Genomic DNA, 18,730 nt, shown 5'->3' with positions numbered 1-18,730 from the left:
GAGCACGCCCGCCGACCGCACCGCCCCGGAGGACCGCCATGAGCCGACTCGACGTCGCCGACGCGACCTGGACGGGCGTCTCGCCGCGGTACGTCTGGCCCGAGGTGATCGGCTGGCTCGTCACGGGTCTCGTCGTGGCGGCGGCCACCCTGCCGCTGTGGTTCCTCGACTCGCTGTGGTGGCGCCTCCTCACGGCCGGGCTGGTCGTCGTCACCCTCCTCGTCTGCGCGTTCGTGCCGCGGCGCGTGCGGGCCATCGGCTACCAGCTGCGCGACGACGACCTGCTGCTGCGCAAGGGCGTCCTGTTCACCCGCGTCGTCGCCGTGCCCTACGGCCGCATGCAGCTCATCGACATCAACCGCGGGCCGGTCGTGCGCGCCCTCGGGCTCAGCGACCTCAAGTTCGTGACGGCGGCCGCGTCCTCGGCCGTGACCATCCCCGGGGTGCCCGAGGCCGAGGCGGAGGCGCTGCGCGACCGCCTGGTCGAGCTCGCCGAGTCGAGGCGGGCGGGGCTGTGACCGACGTCGGGCCGTCGGCTGCCGGGCCGGCCGATCCCGCCGGCCCCGTCGGCCCGGCCGGTCGCGCTGGCCCCGCCGGCCCGTCGGCCCCCGCCGAGGTCGCGGCGCTCACCGACGGCGAGTGGCACCGGCTGCACCCGGCGACGCCCCTGCTCCGCGGCGGCACCGCGCTGATCGTCGCGCTCGGCATCATCGTCTACAACGCGCGCGACTGGGTCGTGCAGCTCGTCGCCGGCATCGTCAGCGGGCGCCGCGGGGGCGACGACGGCGACCCGTTCGGCTACGTCGTCGACCACGGCCTGCTCGGCTGGGTGCTGCTCGGGCTCGTCGTCGTCGTGGCCGTGCTGTCGACCTTCTTCTGGCTGGCCTGGCGGATGAACACGTTCCGCGTCACCGAGGAGACGGTGGAGGTGCGCAGCGGCATCGTCTTCCGCACCGAGCGTCGGGCCCGCCTCGACCGGGTGCAGGGCATCGCCGTGCAGCGGCCCGTCCTCGCGCGGCTGTTCGGCGCCGCCAAGCTCGAGGTCAGCCAGGCGGGCGACGACGCCAACGTCAGCCTCGCGTACCTGCGCTCCGCCTCGGCCGACGACCTCCGACGCGAGATCCTGCGCCGCGCCTCCGGGGCCCAGCGCGCCGAGGGGGTCTCGCTGGCGAAGGGGCCGGCCGGGCGGCCGGGCTTCGTCGGCCTCGTCGAGCAGCGCGCCGCGGAGTTCCTCGCGGACGGCACCGAGGAGGCGCCTCCCGAGTCGGTCGTGCGGGTCGACCTCCGCAGGCTGGTCGGCTCCGTCGTGCTCAGCGGCTACACGCTGTTCATCGTCGCCGCCGCGATCGCCGTCGTCGTCACGGTGCGGCTGACGGGGGAGTGGTTCTTGCTCTTCGCGCTGCTGCCGGCCGTGCTCGGCTCGGGCGGCTACTACGTCAACCGGGTGTCGAAGTCGCTGCGGTACAGCATCGCCGGCACCCGCGACGGCATCCGCATCGGCTACGGCCTCTTCTCCACCACGAACGAGACGCTGCCGCCCGGGCGCATCCACTCGGTGCGCGTGAGCCAGCCGCTGCTCTGGCGGCCGTTCGGCTGGTGGGAGATCAGCATCAACCGCGCCTCGCGCTCGAGCGCGGCGGCGTCGTCGTCGACGGGGCAGCAGGGCGCGAGCGTGCTGCTGCCCGTGGGCGACGAGGGCGACGTGCGCCGGGTGCTCGAGCTCGTGCTGCCCGAGCTGGTCGGGCTCGCGGCGGCGGCGGAGGCCGACGCGGACGGGGCGCCGACGGTGGTCGCCGACGGCCCGGCAGGGCCCGCTGCGGCGGCCTCGCCCCCCGACGACCTGCGCGCCGCGGCCGACGAGCACGCCTCGCACACGCTGCGCCTCGTCGAGGACGGCCTCACGTCGCGCGGCTCCGACGGCGGCTTCACGACGTCGCCGCGTCGGGCCGCGGTGCTGCGCTGGTTCTCGTGGCGGCGCAACGGCTTCCGGGCGGCGCCCGGCGCGCTGCTGCTGCGGAAGGGCGCGATCTGGCGTGAGCTGATCATCGTGCCGCTGCCCCGGGTGCAGAGCGTGAGCCTGCACCAGGGACCGCTGCTGCGGCGGCTCCGCCTCGCCGCCGTGCACCTGCACACGGTCGCCGGGCCGATCACCGCCCAGATCGGCGCCCTCGACGAGGCCGACGCCCTCGCCTTCTTCACCGGAGCCGCCCGCGACGGCGTCGAGGCCGCCCGGGCCGACCGCACCCACCGCTGGCTCGCCGTCGCCTCGGCCGCCGAGTCCCCCGCCTCCCCGGTCCCCGCCGCCGCCTCGGCTCCTGCCACCGCTGCCGGCGTCGTGCCCGCCGCCTCCCCGGGCCCAGCCGTCCCTCCCGCTCCCGCCGCTCCCGCTCCCGCCGTTCCCGCTCCCGCCGTTCCCGCTCCCGCCGCTCCCGCTCCCGCCCCTCCTGCTCCTGCTCCTGCTCCTGCTCCTGCCCCTGCCCCTGCCCCTGCTCTCAAATTTGAGAGTGATCCGGTGGCGAGCGACCAGGCAGCCGCGGAGAACGGGCTCGCTGCGTCGGATCCCTCTCGGATTCCCCCCGAGGAGTCGCGGGTCGGGTCGCCGACGCCCGTCACGCCCCCGGACGCCCCGCCGGCACCCGCCCCGGCACCGCCACGCGCACCCGCCCCGGCCCCGGCACCGGCCCCCGCACCGGCCCCGACGCCGGCGTCCGCACCCGCACCCGCGTCCGCACCCGCCTCCGCACCCACCCCCGCCCCCGCCCGCCACCGAGAGGACGACCCCCGATGAGCCCCCAGCAGAGCGGACGCCTCGGCATCGGAGTCGTCGGCGCCGGCCGCGTCGGGCCCGTGCTCGGCGCCGCGCTCGCCGCGGCCGGCCACGCGATCGTCGGCATCTCGGCCGTCTCCGAGCGCAGCCGCGACCGCGCCGAGGCGATCCTGCCCGGTGCTCCGGTGCTGACCGTGCAGCAGATCGTCGAGCGCTCCGAGCTCGTGCTGCTCGCGGTGCCCGACGACCAGCTCGCCGACCTCGTCACGGGCCTGGCCGCGACCGGCGCCTGGCAGGCCGGCCAGCTCGTCGTGCACACGTCGCCCGTGCACGGGCTCGAGGTGCTCCGCCCCGCGCTGCAGGCCGGGGCGATCCCGCTCGCCATCCACCCCGCCCTCACCTTCACCGGCACGACCATCGACCTGGTGCGGCTGCGCGAGGCGTACTGCGCGGTCACCGCGCCGGTGCCGGTGCAGCCGATCGGCCAGGCGCTCGTCGTCGAGATGGGCGCCGAGCCGGTGCTCGTCGCGGAGGCCGACCGGCCGCGCTACGCCGAGGCCGTCGCCACCGCGTCCGAGTTCTCGGCGGCGATCGTCACCCAGTCGGTCGGCATGCTCGCCGAGCTCGGCGTGCCCGACCCCGGTCGCGTGATCGCGCCGCTCGTCCGCTCGGCCATGGACCGCGCCCTCGCCGTCGCCGCGGGGTCGGTGGGCCCCGGTACCATCGACACTGCGCCGTTCGGGCGCCCGTCGGCCGACGACGGGCCGTCACCGCGGCACGGGGCGTGAGGTCCGGCCTCGACCCGCACCGCCCGCACCGCCTCCACCCTTCGTCCCCTGCAGGAGCCCCTCGCACATGACCGACGCCCCCGACACCAGCACCCCCACCGACGAGGCGGCCGCCGAGGCCGAGGCGGCCCGTGAGGCGTCGGAGCAGAAGCAGGTGCGCCTCGAGAAGCGCGCCCGCCTGCTCGAGTCGGGCCGCGAGGCCTACCCCGTGGGCGTGCCGGTGACCGACACGATCGCCGCCGTCCGTGCCCGCCACGCCGACCTCGAGCCCGGCGCCGAGACGGGCGACGTCGTCGGCCTGGCCGGCCGCGTCGTGCACGCGCGCAACACCGGCAAGCTCTGCTTCGCCGCGCTGCAGGCCGGCGACGGCACACGCATCCAGGCGATGGTCTCGCTCGCGGCCGTCGGCGAGCAGGCGCTCGCCGACTGGAAGGAGCTCGTCGACCTCGGCGACCACGTCTTCGTGAAGGGCGAGGTCATCTCGTCGCGGCGGGGCGAGCTGTCGATCATGGTCGCCGAGTGGAGCATCGCCGCGAAGGCGATCCTGCCGCTGCCGAACCTGCACTCCGAGCTCAGCGAAGAGACGCGCGTGCGTCAGCGCTACCTCGACCTGATCGTGCGCGACCAGGCTCGCGTGACCGTGCGGGCCCGTGCCGCGGCCGTCTCGTCGCTGCGTCGCACCTTCGACTCGTACGAGTACCTCGAGGTCGAGACCCCGATGCTCCAGACGATGCACGGCGGCGCCGCGGCGCGTCCGTTCCAGACGCACAGCAACGCCTTCGACACCGAGCTCTTCCTCCGCATCGCGCCCGAGCTGTTCCTCAAGCGCGCGGTGGTCGGCGGCATCGACCGCGTCTTCGAGATCAACCGCAACTTCCGCAACGAGGGCGCCGACTCCACCCACTCGCCCGAGTTCGCGATGGTCGAGGCCTACCAGGCGTACGGCGACTACGAGCAGATGGCCCGCCTCACGCAGGAGCTCGTGCAGAACGCCGCGCACGCCGTGGCCGGCTCGCACCTCGTCACCCTCGCCGACGGCTCGGAGTACGACCTCGGCGGCGAGTGGGCCCGCGTGCCGATGTACGAGTCGCTCAGCGAGGCCGCCGGCCGCGAGATCACGCCCGAGACGACGGTCGCCGAGCTGCAGGAGCTCGCCGACTCGGTCGAGCTCGTCGTGCCGCACGAGACGCACGGCAAGCTGGTCGAGGAGCTGTGGGAGCACTTCGTCAAGCCGTCGCTCGACCGCCCCACCTTCGTCGTCGACTTCCCGGTCGACACGAGCCCGCTCGTGCGCCAGCACCGGTCGAAGGCCGGCGTGGTCGAGAAGTGGGACCTCTACGTGCGCGGCTTCGAGCTGGCGACGGCGTACTCGGAGCTCGTCGACCCGGTGATCCAGCGCGAGCGCTTCGTCGAGCAGGCCGCGCTGTCGGCCCGCGGCGACGCGGAGGCGATGCGCCTCGACGAGGACTTCCTCCGCGCGCTCGAGCACGGCATGCCGCCGAGCGGCGGCATGGGCATGGGCATCGACCGCCTGCTGATGGCGATCACCGGCCTCGGCATCCGCGAGACGATCCTCTTCCCGCTCGTCAAGTGAGGGAGGCGCGGGTCGGCTCGTGAGGGCCGGCCGCGGTACCCGGTGGACTCCCGGGCACCATCGCTTACCCTTGTGGAGTGCCTGAGACTTTCTGGGGAGCTGCGCTCTTCGCCGTGACCCCGACCATCGTCGTCGGGCTGATCTTCTGGTTCGCCGTCCGGTCGCTGCTCCGAGCCGACCGCACCGAGCGGACCGTCTACTCGCAGATCGAGGCGGAAGAGCGCGCCCGCGCCGAGGCCGAGGAGCGCTCCGGCCGCTGAGGCGCCGCTCCGAGCTCTGACGAGGTGACTCGTCCTGGGTCCTCTCCCTCGTGGAGGGGCCCGGACGGGTCACCTCGTTCGTCGTCGTCAGCCCACTACCCCTCCCGCGGCGACCCCGCCCGCGGCGGGCGGCGGCACGCCCGCGACCGCGCTCTCGACCCCCTGCTCACCCGGGTGGTCTCGGGGGGCCGAGGGGTGCCTCCCACGGGCCTCGGTGTCCCCCTCCCCGGGGCAGGGTCAGCCGGTCGCCGCGTACCCCGGCGCGTTCGGTGGACAGTCGCGCAGTGTTCGCTTGACACCCCGCGATCCGCGTGTTCATGGGGATGCGCGGGGGTCGCACCCAGGAAGCCGTACCCCGTGCGGCCCCGACCGGGCTTACACCCGCGATGTGCCCCGAGTCAAAGCCGCACCCCGTTCGTCCCCCGAAGCACTCGAAACCCTGTACGTGCCCTCCGAACAACCTTGTGAACTGCCTGAATGACACCAGTGTCATTTCGTGCTGGCACCAGACTCGAAGTACGCCGAAGAGCTTCACGAACTATTCGACACGACACCACGGTCTGAATTCGAGCAGGGAGAGAAACGATGACTACCGTCACCACGCGCAACACCACCACGGACACCACCGACGACACCGAGGTCGAGGTCCTCTCGCAGGTGCGAGGCGCCTCCACCGACCAGGTGGGCGACTACCTCCGCCACATCGGCCGCATGCCCCTCCTCGACGCCGCGGAGGAGACGGAGATCGCCCGCCGCATCGAGGTCGGCCTCTTCGCCGGCGAGAAGCTCAAGGAGCTCCAGGCCGCCGACGCCGTCAAGAAGGTCCGCACGAAGGCGCACGCCGAGACGATGCGCGACCTCCGCTGGCTGCAGCACGACGGCGAGCGTGCGAAGGACCGCATGATCACCGCGAACCTCCGCCTCGTCGTCAGCATCGCCAAGCGCTACACGCAGCGCGGCCTCCCCTTCATGGACGTCATCCAGGAGGGCAACCTCGGCCTGGTGCGCGCGGTCGAGAAGTTCGACTACACGCAGGGCTACAAGTTCTCGACCTACGCCACCTGGTGGATCCGTCAGGCCATCGCCCGCGGCCTCGCCGACAAGGCGCGTGCCATCCGCATCCCCGTGCACACGGTGGAGCGCATCAACCGCATCTCGCGCGCCGAGCGCGACCTGACCGTCGACCTGGGCCGTGCGCCCACCGTCGAGGAGGTCGCCGCCGAGGTCGCGATGGAGGTCGCCGACCTCGTCGAGCTCAAGTCGCGCTCGCACGAGCCCGTCTCGATCCACACCGTCGTCGGCGATGCGGAAGACAGCGAGCTGGGCGACTTCATCGAGGACGAGGAGACCCCGTCGCCGACGGCCGCCACCGAGAACTCGCTGCTGAACCGCGACATGCACGCCCTCGTGGCGACGCTGCCGGAGGACGAGGCCCGCGTGATCCGCATGCGCTTCGGCCTCGACGACGACCAGCCGATGACCCTCGACGAGATCAGCAAGCGCGTGCACAGCTCGCGCCAGGCCGTCTCGCGCGTCGAGAGCCGCGCCCGCCTGCGCATGTTCGCCAAGGCCGTCAGCCAGGACCTGCAGCTGTACCTGCAGTAGTCCGGCGGCAGCGTCCGCTGCACCTGCACCACCACGAGAGGGCCGCCTCCCCGCCCCGGGGAGGCGGCCCTCCGTCGTGTGCCGCCCCGCGCCTCCCCGGGGCCTCCGGGGTCAGGTCAGGAGGCGGCGTCGCCCGCCTCGTCCTCGGCCTCGACGCTCGCCACGACCTCCGCCGCCTCGGCCTCGAGCTGCGCCGCGGAGACGAGCCCGCCGCGGCGGTGCGCCGTCCGGGCCTTGAACTTGGCGCGGACGTCGCTCGGCACGAGCTCGAGCAGCTGGTCCTCGCGGAGAGGCAGGTCGAGCAGGCTGAGCTTCAGCCGCCCCTTCGTCGCGTGCCGCCCGGCGTCGAAGCGGATCACCTGGCCGGCCTCGCGCTGCAGCCGCATCGACACGACGCAGCCCTCGCTGACGTCGGCGACCACGCGGCCGTCGACCTCGAGCGCCGCCGACCGGGTGCCCGCGCCGACCTGGAAGCGCAGGGCCTCGCCCGGCCCGAGCACCACCGAGCGGTCGATGCCCGACATCGGGGCGACCGGCGTGATGAGCGTCGCCGCGACGGCCGGCGACATGACCGGCCCGCCCGCGGCGTAGTTGTAGGCGGTGGAGCCGGCGCTCGTGGCGACGATGATCGCGTCGGCCTTGTAGTGGCCGTAGGGCGTGCCGTCGACGACGAGGTCGGCGGTGACGACGCCCTCGCCCGGGCGGCGGGCGATCGAGACGTCGTTGAAGGCGAGGAAGGTGTGCTCGTCGGTGGAGGTGGAGTGCACCACCTCGACGGCGTGGTGCGGCTCGAGCGAGAAGCGCTTCGCGGCGAGGCGCTCGAGCGCGTCGGGCAGGTCTGCCGGCTCGACCTCGACGAGGAAGCCCAGGTTGCCGTAGTTCACGCCGAGCACCGGCACCGGGCGGTCGGCCACGAGGCGCATCGCGCCGAGCATCGTGCCGTCGCCGCCGAGGGCGACCACGACGTCGACCCGGTCGCGGAACGACCGCTCGTCGACCAGCTCGACCGCGCCCGCGACCCGGTGCTCGTCGCTCTGCAGCGCGATCAGCAGCACGTCGCCCTTGCCGGGCAGGCCGTCCTGCTTCCAGGCGCAGAGGATCGCGACCGACTCGGCCACGGACTTGGTGGGGTGCGGCACGAGACCGACGGTGAAGGTGCCCATGGAGCGACCGTACCGGCGCCCTCCGACAGGTCGCTGCACCTCCGTCACGCCCCCAGCGAACAGGGGCTGCGAACCCCGGGGCCCGTGGTTACTCTCGACAACAGACACCGGTGCTGCCCCCAGTTGGCACCGACTGCATGAGCGGTGGCGCCACTCCCACCCCGCCACCGAGGGAGCAAGAGAAGATGTTCGAGAGATTCACCGACCGTGCCCGTCGCGTCGTCGTCCTCGCCCAGGAAGAGGCGAAGATGCTCAACCACAACTACATCGGTACCGAGCACATCCTGCTCGGGCTCATCCACGAGGGCGAGGGCGTCGCCGCCAAGGCCCTCGAGTCGCTGGGCATCTCGCTCGACGCCGTGCGCGAGCAGGTCCAGGACATCATCGGCCAGGGCCAGCAGCAGCCCACCGGTCACATCCCCTTCACGCCGCGCGCGAAGAAGGTCCTGGAGCTCAGCCTCCGCGAGGCCCTCCAGCTCGGCCACAACTACATCGGCACCGAGCACATCCTGCTCGGCCTGATCCGCGAGGGCGAGGGCGTCGCCGCCCAGGTCCTCGTGAAGCTCGGCGCCGACCTCAACCGGGTCCGCCAGCAGGTCATCCAGCTCCTGTCCGGCTACCAGGGCAAGGAGGCGGTGGCCGTGGGAGGCGAGCAGCAGCAGGGCACGCAGGGCGGCAGCCAGGTCCTCGACCAGTTCGGCCGCAACCTGACCCAGGCCGCGCGCGACAACAAGCTCGACCCGGTCATCGGTCGCGAGAAGGAGATGGAGCGGGTCATGCAGATCCTCTCCCGCCGCTCGAAGAACAACCCCGTGCTGATCGGCGAGCCCGGCGTCGGCAAGACCGCCGTCGTCGAGGGCCTCGCGCAGGCCATCGTCAAGGGCGAGGTGCCCGAGACCCTGAAGGACAAGCAGCTCTACTCGCTCGACCTGGGCTCGCTCATCGCCGGCAGCCGCTACCGCGGTGACTTCGAGGAGCGCCTGAAGAAGGTCACGAAGGAGATCCGCACGCGCGGCGACATCATCGTCTTCATCGACGAGATCCACACCCTCGTGGGTGCGGGCGCCGCCGAGGGCGCGATCGACGCCGCGTCGATCCTCAAGCCGCTGCTGGCCCGCGGCGAGCTGCAGACCATCGGCGCCACGACGCTCGACGAGTACCGCAAGCACTTCGAGAAGGACGCCGCCCTCGAGCGCCGCTTCCAGTCGGTGCAGGTCAACGAGCCGTCGCTGCCCCACACGATCAACATCCTCAAGGGCCTCCGCGACAAGTACGAGGCCTTCCACAAGGTGTCCATCACCGACGGCGCGATCGTCTCGGCGGCGAACCTCGCCGACCGCTACGTGAGCGACCGCTTCCTGCCCGACAAGGCCATCGACCTGATCGACGAGGCCGGCGCCCGCCTGCGCCTCTCGATCCTGTCGGCCCCGCCGGAGCTGCGCGAGTTCGACGACCGCATCGCCGGCGTGCGCGCCCAGAAGGAAGCCGCCATCGAGGACCAGGACTTCGAGAAGGCCGCGTCGCTCCGCGACGAGGAGAAGAAGCTGCTCGGTGAGCGCCTCCGCCTCGAGAAGCAGTGGCGCTCGGGCGAGGCCGGAGCCGGCGGCACCGTCGACGAGGGCATCATCGCCGAGGTGCTGGCCCAGGCGACGGGCATCCCCGTCTTCAAGCTCACCGAGGAGGAGACCTCGCGTCTCGTCTTCATGGAGCAGGCGCTGCACCAGCGCGTCATCGGTCAGGAGGAGGCCATCGCGGCGCTCTCCAAGACCATCCGCCGCACGCGTGCCGGCCTGAAGGACCCGAACCGCCCCTCCGGCTCGTTCATCTTCGCGGGGCCCACGGGCGTCGGCAAGACCGAGCTGGCCAAGGCGCTCGCCGAGTTCCTCTTCGACGACGAGGGTGCGCTGATCAGCCTCGACATGTCGGAGTTCGGCGAGAAGCACACCGTCTCGCGCCTCTTCGGTGCCCCTCCCGGGTTCGTCGGCTTCGAGGAGGGCGGCCAGCTCACCGAGAAGGTGCGTCGCAAGCCGTTCTCCGTGGTGCTGTTCGACGAGATCGAGAAGGCCCACCCCGACATCTTCAACAGCCTGCTGCAGGTGCTCGAGGAGGGTCGTCTGACCGACGGCCAGGGTCGTGTCGTCGACTTCAAGAACACGGTCATCATCATGACGACCAACCTCGGCTCGAAGGGCATCGCCGGCGGCCCCGTCGGCTTCCAGATCGAGGGCGACACCGCGACCGGCTACGACCGCATGCGCGCCAAGGTCAACGAGGAGCTCAAGAAGCACTTCAAGCCCGAGTTCCTCAACCGCGTGGACGACACCATCGTCTTCCCGCAGCTGTCGGGCCCCGAGCTGCTCCAGATCGTCGACCTGTTCGTCAAGCGCCTCAGCGAGCGTCTGCTCGACCGCGACATGACGGCCATGCTGACGGTGCCCGCCAAGGAGCGCCTCATCCAGGTCGGCTTCGACCCGGCCCTGGGTGCTCGCCCGCTGCGTCGTGCCATCCAGCACGAGGTGGAGGACCGCCTCTCCGAGCGCATCCTCACGGGCGACCTGACGGCCGGCGACCACGTCGTGGTCGACTACGTCGACGGCGAGTTCGTCTTCACCACGACCCGCCAGCAGGGCCGCGACGAGGTGCTCGTGCTCGAGAAGAGCGACGACTAGGCAGCACCCCGTGCGGGTCTCACCCGCAGTGACGCCCGAGGGCGGTCCGGCTCCGGCCGGGCCGCCCTCGGGCGTCCGTGCGTCCGCGTGCTCCCGTGGTCCGGTGCTCGCGCGGTGGGGTGCGGCGGGTCACCCTCAGCGCGGGCGGGTGGGCGCTGACCCGCCGTCACCGACGCCGACCCGCCGACCCGCGCCTCCTCGGCTCTCCCCGTCCGCCGGAGGCGCGGGGCGCGTGGGTAGGCTGGCCCGATGACCTCCGCCGACCAGCACGGCATCACCGTGCGTGACGCCGTCGTCAGCGACGTGCCGCACATCCAGAGGCTCTGCGAGCCGTTCGTGCAGCGACGCATCCTGCTCGGCAAGGACCTGGTGACGCTCTACGGCGACGTGCAGGAGTTCCAGATCGCGGTCGGCCCCGACGGGGTGCCCGTCGGCTGTGGTGCGCTGCACGTCATGTGGGACGACCTGGCCGAGATCCGGACCCTCGCCCTCGACCCCGCGTGGATCCGCAAGGGAGTCGGCCACCGCCTCCTCGACGGCCTGGAGGAGGCGGCCCGTCGTCTCGAGATCGGTCGCCTGTTCTGCCTGACGTTCGAGGTCGACTTCTTCGAGAAGCACGACTACCTCAACGTCGGCGACGAGGGGCTCGTGCCGCCCGAGGTGTACGCGGAGCTCGTGCGGTCGACCGACGAGGGCGTCGCGGAGTTCCTCGACCTCGCGCGCGTGAAGCCGAACACGCTCGGCAACTCGCGCATGCTGAAGGCACTGCCGCCGCGGCCGTAGGTCGGCGACTCGGCGCGCGTGGCTCGCGGGGTTCGTCCGGCTCGTCCGGCTCGACGGGCTCGACGGCCGGCGGCTCGGCGCACGCTCGGCCCATTCTCAGCGCACACGCCGCCGCCCTCCCGGGCACGGCGGTGACCAGCGCTTAACCTCTGCTCATGTCGACGTTCATGGATCCGACCGGGCCGCAGCCGCCCTCGGTGTACTGGCGTCGGCGTGCGATGGTCGCCCTCGGTCTCGTCGTCGTCATCATCGTCATCGTGTTGATCGTCGTGCGACCCGGCTCCGGCGCCGCCGAGCCCGGCGCCGCCGCGACGAGCACGCCCCCGGCCGCCGCCGAGGAGACGACCGAGGCCTCGGCGCCCGCCACGGGCGCGGCTCCCGCCGCCGACGCGACCGCTCCGGCCACCGACGCGCCCGCCGCGGGTGACGACGCCACCTGCGCCGCGGGCGTCGTCGACCTCGTGCCGATCACCGACGCGGCGACGTACGCGTCGACGCAGCTGCCGCAGATCTCTATGTCGATCACGAACACCGGCTCGGTCGACTGCTCGCTCAACCTCGGGTCGAGCCAGCAGGCCCTCGTGGTCACGAGCGGCCAGGAGCAGTGGTGGTCGTCGAAGGACTGCCAGGTGAACCCGACCGACCAGGTCGTCACCATCCAGGCCGGCCAGACCCTGACCACGCCGGCGATCGCCTGGGACCGCACCCGCTCCACCCCCGACACCTGCGAGGGCACGCGCACCCCGGTTCCTGCGGGAGGCGCGACCTACCGTCTGACCGTCAGCGTCGGAGACATCGTCTCGGCCGACACCGCCCCCATGATCCTGAACTGAGCGCATGACCGATCCTTCTCCCCGTTCCGAGGCCCTCGAGCTGGCGCTGGCGTCGCAGGACGTCGCGGCCGTCGCGTTCGCCCTCCGTCACGATGTGGTCGTGGTGCCGAAGCTGGTGGCGCCCGCGGGCGGTGCTGCTGCGGGTACTGATGCTGCGGGTGCCTCGGGTGCCTCGGGCGCCTCGGGCGCTGGCGGTGGCTCGACGGCCGACGGAGCCGAGGGAGGCGCGGGAGGCGCGGACGAGCCCGCCGACGACGGTCCCGTCTTCGGGGCGGCCGAGCAGGTCCGCGTCTTCGGCCGCGAGAACACCGACAAGCGGATCCTGTTGCTCTTCTCGTCGGCCGACGCCTACGCGGCGATGGTGCCGGACGACCCGCGCCGCGAGGTGATGCTCTACGACGCCGACGCGCTGCGGGCCTTCCTCGACGTGCACCTCGACGTGCTCGAGCAGGTCTTCTTCGACATCGCGGGGCCGCACACCATGGCTGCGACCCCCGAGGACCTGCTCAAGGCCCTGCGCTAGCCGCCCCGCCCTGGGGCACGCCGTGCCGCACCACGTCTTTGCACCGGAACCATGCCGCGGCGTGGTTCGCGTGCGAGGACGTGGTGTCTCGCGGGCCGGGCCGGGCCGGGCCGCGCCGCGCCGCGCGTGCCGCCGCACCCCGTCTTCGCACCGGAACCCTGCCGCGGCGGGGTTCGTGGGCGAGAACGGGGTGTGTGGCGAGGCGCTCCGGGCGGCGCGGGGCGTGCCGCACCACGTTCTCGCCTCGGCACCACGCCGCGGCGTGGTTCGTGCGCGAGGACGTGGTGTCTCGCGGGCCGCGCCGCGCCGCGCCGCGCGAGGCGTGCCGCCGCACCCCGTCTTCGCAGCGGAATTCTGCCGCGGCGGGGTGCGTGTGCGAGAACGGGGTGTGTGGCGAGGTGGGCCGGGCGGCGCGGGGCGTGCCGCACCACGTTCTCGCCTCGGAACCACGCCGCGGCGTGGTTCGTGCGCGAGGACGTGGTGTCTCGCGGGCCGGGCCGGGCCGGGCGGCGCCGCGCCGGGCCGCGCCGCGCGAAGCGTGCCGCCGCACCCCGTCTTCGCAGCGGAACCCTGCCGCGGCGGGGTTCGTGTGCGAGAACGGGGTGTGTGGCGAGGTGGGCCGGGCGGCGCGGGGCGTGCCGCACCACGTTCTCGCCTCGGAACCACGCCGCGGCGTGGTTCCCGTGCGAGGACGTGGTGTCTCGCGGGCCGGTCCGGGCGGCGCCGCGCCGCGCCGCGCCGCGCCGCGCGAAGCGTGCCGCCGCACCCCGTCTTCGCCGCTGAACCCTGCCGCGGCGGGGTTCGCGTGCGAGAACGGGGTGTCTCGTGGCGCGCGCGACGCGCGCTAGAACGCGGCGTCGAGCTCGCGCTCGCGCGGCGTCGCCGCAGCGCTGAACGCGCGGCGCAGCGCCTCGCGCAGGTTGCCCGACTCCGAGTCGACGAGCTGCGTGAAGCCGAGCCGCCGGGCCTCCGACGCGCGCTGCTTCGGTGACGACACGGGCCGGATCTCGCCCGCGAGGCTGATCTCGCCGACGGCCGCGAGGGTGTGGGGGAAGCTCGCGTCGCGGCTGGCGCTCGCGAGGGCCAGGGCGATGGCGAGGTCGGCGCCGGGCTCGGTGATCTTGATGCCGCCGACGGTCGAGACGTAGACGTCGGCGTCGCCGAGGCGGATGCCCGCGCGCCGTTCGAGCACGGCGAGCAGCATGGCGACCCGGGAGGAGTCGACGCCGTTGACGACCCGGCGGGGCTGCGGGGTGCTGCTGGCGACGATGAGGGCCTGGACCTCCACCGGGAGCGCCCGCCGCCCCTCCATCGCGACGGTGATGCAGGTGCCGCTGACGGGTGGCCCTCCGCGTGACATGAAGAGGCCGCTGGGGTCGGCGACCTCGGCGATGCCGTCGCCGGTCATCTCGAAGCAGCCGACCTCGTCGGTCGGGCCGAAGCGGTTCTTGTGGGCGCGGATGAACCGCAGCGCGGTCTGGCGATCGCCCTCGAACTGGCAGACGACGTCGACCAGGTGCTCGAGGAGGCGCGGGCCGGCGATCGTGCCGTCTTTCGTCACGTGCCCCACCAGCAGCACCGGCAGGTTGCGGTCTTTGCTGACGCGGATCAGGGTCGAGGCGACCTCGCGCACCTGCGACGTGCCGCCCGCGATGCCGTCGATGGACGACGACGAGACCGTCTGCACAGAGTCGACGATGACGAGCTGCGGGTCGACCTGGTCGATCTGGCCGAGGATGACGGAGAGGTCGACCTCGGCGGCGAGGAAGAGGTTGTCGTGCATGGCGCCGGTGCGCTGGGCGCGGAGGCGGACCTGCGCCGCGCTCTCCTCTGCGGTGACGTAGAGCACGCGGGCACCGGTGGCGGCGGCGCGGGAGGCGACCTCGAGCAGCAGGGTCGACTTGCCGACTCCGGGCTCGCCGCTGAGCAGGATCGCCGCGCCGGGGACGATGCCGCCGCCGAGAACGCGGTCGAACTCGTGGATGCCGCTCGGCCAGTACGCGACGCTGTTCGCCTCGACCTGCGTGATGGGGCGGGCGACGCGGTCGCCGCCGACGGTGACCGGGGCCGTGCCGCGGGCGCTGACCAGGGCCGAGGTGACGTCGACGACGGTGCCCCAGCGCTGGCACTCCCCGCAGCGACCGACCCACTTGAGGCTGGTCCAGCCGCACTCTGTGCAGCGGAAGGAGGGGGAGGTGGAGCGGGCCATGCGGTCAGCCTAGGTGGGTCCACCGACAGCGGGGGCGCCTCCTCGGGGCTGCGGGGGAGAAGGCTCTCTCGGCCGACCTGGGGAGGGCGGGAGGCGCGGGTCGAGAGGTCGCGACCGGCTCCTCGTCGCCGGAGTGCGAGCCGTTCGCGACCACCCGGCGCTCAGTGGCCCGGGGCGTCCGTCCCGCGCTGGGAGGCGCGGCCGGCACGGCGCTCGGCGGAGCGGGCGACGGCCCCGGCGGCGGCGGCGTCGTGCACGGTGGCGGTGGCGTCGGTGACCGCGCGGTCCGCGGCGATGCGGGCGACGCGGGCGGCGACGGCCGGCTCGAAGGCGGAGGCCCAGACGCGGTAGCCGCGGTCGTTGGGGTGGAAGAGGTCGCCGGCCGAGTTGCGGTAGGTGCGGAAGAAGCCCTGCCTGCGGGTGGTCTCGTAGAGCGGGGCGACGGTGAGGCCGAACTCGTCGGCGACGCGGCGGACGATGCGGTTGGCCTCGACGAGCTTCTTCTCGCGGTCGGGGATCCACATGGCGGGCAGGTCGCCGACGATGGCGTGCGACGGCAGGGCTCCGTAGATGACGCGGATGTTCTTCTCGAACGACTCGGGGTCGAACTGGACGATGTCGTTCGCGCCGATGGCCACGGTGACGACGTCGGGCTCGTACTTCTCGAACCTCGGCAGCTGGTCCTTCCGGCAGAGCCAGGTGGTCGAGCCGCTGACGCTGAGGTTGACGACGCGCAGCGAGGTGTGGCCCTGGCGGCGGATGTACGCCGAGAGGCGGCCGACGTAGCTGCGGGCGGGGCTCGAGGCGCCGATGCCCTGCGCGGCGGAGTCGCCCATCGCGACGTAGAGCAGCGCGCCGCCACGGTCGAACCGGGCGCGCCACCAGGCCGAGTGGACGGGCAGCAGGGCGTTGAGGTCGGCGGCGGCGGCGTTCCGGTGGCGGAGGAAGCTGCGGACGCCGGCTCCGGCGGCTGCGGTGGCGGCGAGGGTGACGCCGACGCCCGAGAAGAAGGCGGCGGCGGTGTGGCGTGTGGGCATCCCTGGACGCTACGCCGGGCAGTTCGGCGGCTGCTCACGGCGTGCGCGGCGTGGCCATGAACCGCGTTCCGTTCCGTGAACCGAGTCGTGCCGCGGTCCACGGAGCGGAACGCGGTTCTCCGTGGCCCCGGCCGAGTGCAGGAGGCGCGGGTCAGCACCCCCCCCCCCGCCACCACGATTTCCGACATGGCCGCGGGATGTACTAAACTCTCTCCCGGTACCGTGTCCGAGCGGCCGAAGGATCATGTCTCGAAAACATGTGTGGGGGAGACTCCACCGTGGGTTCAAATCCCACCGGTACCGCCAGAGCAGAAGCCCCGAGAACCTCGCATCGACGAGGGGCTCGGGGCTTTTCTCTTCCCTCTCGGAGGCGACGCGGTGAGGCAGCCGGACGACGGGCAGATGTCCGACGCAGTCGAGAGGCCGCTCCGTCACCTACGCGTCGCTCGCCTCGAGGGCCGCGTGCTGCCGCTCGATGCGACGGTTCACCACGATGGTCCGTGCGGCTACGGCGATCGAGGCCACAGCGCTGATCGACATCAGCACGCCGACCAGCTGGCTGTCGCCAGCGATGAGGACGATCGCGCACGCGAGGACGACCGCGGACAAGGCGATCTGGACGGCTGGCCACGTGTTCGTCATGCGACGAGCCTACGAACTGCACGTCGCCCTCGCCTCGTTCAGCACCAGCAGCGTGAGCAACCGGAGCGACCCCCGCAGCGTCGACGTGACCGGCTGCTACGGGACGGTGACGACGACCTTGCCCCGGACGCTCTCTTTCCCCAGGCGGGCGAGGGCCGCCGCCGTCTCGGTGAAGGGCTCGACCTTGCCGACGACGGGTCGGATGACGCCCGCGTCGACCAGGGCCGCGATCTCGGCCAGTTGACGGCCGTCGGCGCGCATGAAGAGGAACTGGTACGAGACGCCGAGCTTGCGCGCCTGGGCCCTGACCTTGCGGCTCAGGCCCGCGATCGCCAGGCGCAGCACGGGGTTCAGGCCGGCCGCCTTCGCGAACGCAGGGTCGGGCGGCCCCTGGATGCCGATCGCGAGGCCGCCGCGCCTGAGCACTCGGAGCGACTTCACGAGGTTCTCTCCGCCGAGGCTGTCGAGCACGAGGTCGTAGCCGGACAGCTCCTCCTCGAAGTCCTGGGTCCGGTAGTCGAGGACGACGTCGGCGCCGAGCTCGCGGAGGAAGTCGGCGTCGCGCGCCGACGCGGTCGTGGCGACGTGGGCGCCGAGGTGCGCGGCGAGCTGGATCGCGATGGTGCCGACACCGCCGGCGCCGGCGTGGATCAGGACCTTCTGGCCGGGCTGCACGTCGCCGCGCTCGACGAGCGCCTGCCACGCGGTCAGCGCGACGAGGGGCAACGACGCCGCCTCGACGGTGCTGACGGAGGTCGGGGCGAGGGCGACGTCGGCCTCGTCGACGGCGATGCGCTCGGCGAAGGTGCCGATGCGCGGGTCACGGGGGCGGGCGAAGACCTCGTCGCCGGGTGCCAGGGTGCTGACGGCCGCGCCGACCTCGACCACCGTGCCGGCGAGGTCGTGACCGAGCGTCAGTGGCAGCTCGAAGGGGAGGATGAGCTTGAAGTCGCCCTGTCGGATCTTCGCGTCCAGGACGTTCAGCCCCGCCGCGTGGACCTCGATCAGGACGTCGTGGGCGCCGACGGCCGGCTCGGGCACCGTGACCTCGCGCAGCGGTCCCTTGTAGGCGTCGAAGGCGAAGGCTCGCATGGTGGGGGCTCCTGGCTGGTCGGTCGGAGTGATGTCGAGGAGGCGCTCGTGAGCAGCACGGCAACACCCGAGTCGCCTCGATTCTGAGCGCACTCAGTCAGTCTGTCAAGCGAAGAAGGAGCGTCGACCGTGTTCGGTGGTCATCATGGGGGCGACGACTCGCGGACCTCCACGGCACGATCCGTGTCACGTGCTCGCGCCAGGTCTCGATGCCGTGCGCCCCTGTCGCTTCCCGAGGAGTTGTTGCCACTCATCGTCGGTAAGTGGCAACAACTCGCCGTCTGTTGCCGCTTTCACGCTCCGCGACTCCGAGCACGATGCGTGATGCGGCCCCCCGGTACGATTCGACCCGACGGGGCACCTGCTCCGCCGAGGCGACAGGAGCACCATGACCGACCCCGACGAGTTCGTCGGCTCCGAGGCCGACCGCAGGTTCCGGGAGGAGCTCCGCCGCAGCCTCGAGGCCGCAGACCGCGAGGGTGACGGCGCCTCCGAGCCCGACGAGGCCGCCACCGGCCTCAGGCCTGCGAGCGGCAGCGCCGGCAGCACCGGCACCGGCAGCACCGCCCGGCCCTCGACCCGCGGCGCAGGCCCCGCCGCCGGCCCCGGCGACGCGACCCCCGCCTCCCCGGCGAAGCCCCCGCGCTCGCGCCTCGACGTCGTCATGGACTGGGCTCCGCTCGGCGTGGGCCTGCTGGCGATCGCCGCGATCGCGGTCATCGCGCTCTACGGCATCTCCGGCGGCGACCTCGGCCCCTGGTGATC

At 73.0% G+C, this 18,730-nt stretch carries 16 protein-coding genes and 1 tRNA gene; 12 read left to right on the top strand and 5 right to left on the bottom strand.

The window, feature by feature from the left end:
* The first annotated feature begins 38 nt into the window (after positions 1-38).
* The 6 genes from IFT72_RS10600 to IFT72_RS10575 all read left to right on the top strand — a co-directional run bounded on the left by IFT72_RS10600 (position 39) and on the right by IFT72_RS10575 (position 7,014).
* Positions 39-518 (top strand): PH domain-containing protein, encoded by a 480-nt coding sequence (locus IFT72_RS10600; protein ID WP_192046418.1) that lies wholly within the window; start codon positions 39-41, stop codon positions 516-518.
* Positions 515-2,788, top strand: coding sequence for a PH domain-containing protein (locus IFT72_RS10595; protein WP_192046417.1), 2,274 nt, complete (start codon positions 515-517; stop codon positions 2,786-2,788). Before IFT72_RS10600 ends, IFT72_RS10595 begins: the two co-directional genes overlap by 4 nt.
* The gene (locus tag IFT72_RS10590) at positions 2,785-3,555 is read left to right on the top strand and encodes a Rossmann-like and DUF2520 domain-containing protein (RefSeq protein ID WP_192046416.1); all 771 of its coding nucleotides are present in this window, start codon (positions 2,785-2,787) and stop codon (positions 3,553-3,555) included. Before IFT72_RS10595 ends, IFT72_RS10590 begins: the two co-directional genes overlap by 4 nt.
* Positions 3,556-3,622: 67 nt before the next feature.
* The gene (gene lysS / locus IFT72_RS10585) at positions 3,623-5,149 is read left to right on the top strand and encodes a lysine--tRNA ligase (protein ID WP_192046415.1); all 1,527 of its coding nucleotides are present in this window, start codon (positions 3,623-3,625) and stop codon (positions 5,147-5,149) included.
* A 77-nt stretch (positions 5,150-5,226) separates the two neighbouring features.
* Positions 5,227-5,409 (top strand): hypothetical protein, encoded by a 183-nt coding sequence (locus tag IFT72_RS10580; protein ID WP_056057920.1) that lies wholly within the window; start codon positions 5,227-5,229, stop codon positions 5,407-5,409.
* A 585-nt stretch (positions 5,410-5,994) separates the two neighbouring features.
* Positions 5,995-7,014, top strand: a complete 1,020-nt coding sequence (locus IFT72_RS10575; protein WP_056057917.1) for a sigma-70 family RNA polymerase sigma factor — start codon at positions 5,995-5,997, stop codon at positions 7,012-7,014.
* A 116-nt stretch (positions 7,015-7,130) separates the two neighbouring features.
* Here IFT72_RS10575 and IFT72_RS10570 read toward each other — a convergent pair whose 3' ends face one another.
* The gene (locus IFT72_RS10570) at positions 7,131-8,177 is read right to left on the bottom strand and encodes an NAD(+)/NADH kinase (RefSeq protein WP_192046414.1); all 1,047 of its coding nucleotides are present in this window, start codon (positions 8,175-8,177) and stop codon (positions 7,131-7,133) included.
* Positions 8,178-8,362: 185 nt separating this feature from the next.
* On the opposite strand from IFT72_RS10570, the gene IFT72_RS10565 reads away from it, so the two are divergent.
* The 4 genes from IFT72_RS10565 to IFT72_RS10550 all read left to right on the top strand — a co-directional run bounded on the left by IFT72_RS10565 (position 8,363) and on the right by IFT72_RS10550 (position 12,985).
* A complete protein-coding gene (locus IFT72_RS10565; RefSeq protein ID WP_056057913.1) occupies positions 8,363-10,846 on the top strand; it encodes an ATP-dependent Clp protease ATP-binding subunit in 2,484 nt (827 codons plus the stop codon).
* A 249-nt stretch (positions 10,847-11,095) separates the two neighbouring features.
* A complete protein-coding gene (locus IFT72_RS10560; protein WP_056057910.1) occupies positions 11,096-11,629 on the top strand; it encodes an amino-acid N-acetyltransferase in 534 nt (177 codons plus the stop codon).
* A 155-nt stretch (positions 11,630-11,784) separates the two neighbouring features.
* Positions 11,785-12,462, top strand: coding sequence for a hypothetical protein (locus IFT72_RS10555; protein WP_167260832.1), 678 nt, complete (start codon positions 11,785-11,787; stop codon positions 12,460-12,462).
* A gap of 4 nt (positions 12,463-12,466) precedes the next feature.
* Positions 12,467-12,985, top strand: a complete 519-nt coding sequence (locus IFT72_RS10550; protein ID WP_192046413.1) for a dehydrogenase — start codon at positions 12,467-12,469, stop codon at positions 12,983-12,985.
* 844 nt (positions 12,986-13,829) lie between these two features.
* Here IFT72_RS10550 and radA read toward each other — a convergent pair.
* Both radA and IFT72_RS10540 read right to left on the bottom strand, forming a co-directional pair.
* Positions 13,830-15,194, bottom strand: a complete 1,365-nt coding sequence (radA, locus tag IFT72_RS10545) for a DNA repair protein RadA (RefSeq protein ID WP_056057903.1) — start codon at positions 15,192-15,194, stop codon at positions 13,830-13,832.
* 161 nt (positions 15,195-15,355) lie between these two features.
* Complete coding sequence (locus IFT72_RS10540; protein WP_192046412.1) at positions 15,356-16,231, bottom strand: SGNH/GDSL hydrolase family protein; 876 nt, start codon at positions 16,229-16,231, stop codon at positions 15,356-15,358.
* 216 nt (positions 16,232-16,447) lie between these two features.
* On the opposite strand from IFT72_RS10540, the gene IFT72_RS10535 reads away from it, so the two are divergent.
* Positions 16,448-16,537, top strand: a tRNA-Ser gene (locus IFT72_RS10535).
* Positions 16,538-16,666: 129 nt separating this feature from the next.
* On the opposite strand, the gene IFT72_RS10530 is transcribed toward IFT72_RS10535, so the two are convergent.
* Entirely contained in the window at positions 16,667-16,873 is a 207-nt protein-coding gene (locus IFT72_RS10530; RefSeq protein WP_056057898.1) for a hypothetical protein, read from the bottom strand.
* Between the two features lie 96 nt (positions 16,874-16,969).
* Complete coding sequence (locus tag IFT72_RS10525; RefSeq protein WP_192046411.1) at positions 16,970-17,965, bottom strand: NADP-dependent oxidoreductase; 996 nt, start codon at positions 17,963-17,965, stop codon at positions 16,970-16,972.
* A 388-nt stretch (positions 17,966-18,353) separates the two neighbouring features.
* On the opposite strand from IFT72_RS10525, the gene IFT72_RS10520 reads away from it, so the two are divergent.
* The gene (locus IFT72_RS10520; protein WP_192046410.1) at positions 18,354-18,728 is read left to right on the top strand and encodes a hypothetical protein; all 375 of its coding nucleotides are present in this window, start codon (positions 18,354-18,356) and stop codon (positions 18,726-18,728) included.
* Positions 18,729-18,730: the final 2 nt, after the last annotated feature.

The sequence above is a fragment of the Frigoribacterium sp. CFBP 8754 genome (assembly GCF_014841815.1).
Lineage (GTDB): Bacteria > Actinomycetota > Actinomycetes > Actinomycetales > Microbacteriaceae > Frigoribacterium > Frigoribacterium endophyticum.
This window is presented reverse-complemented; position numbering and strand designations above follow the sequence as displayed.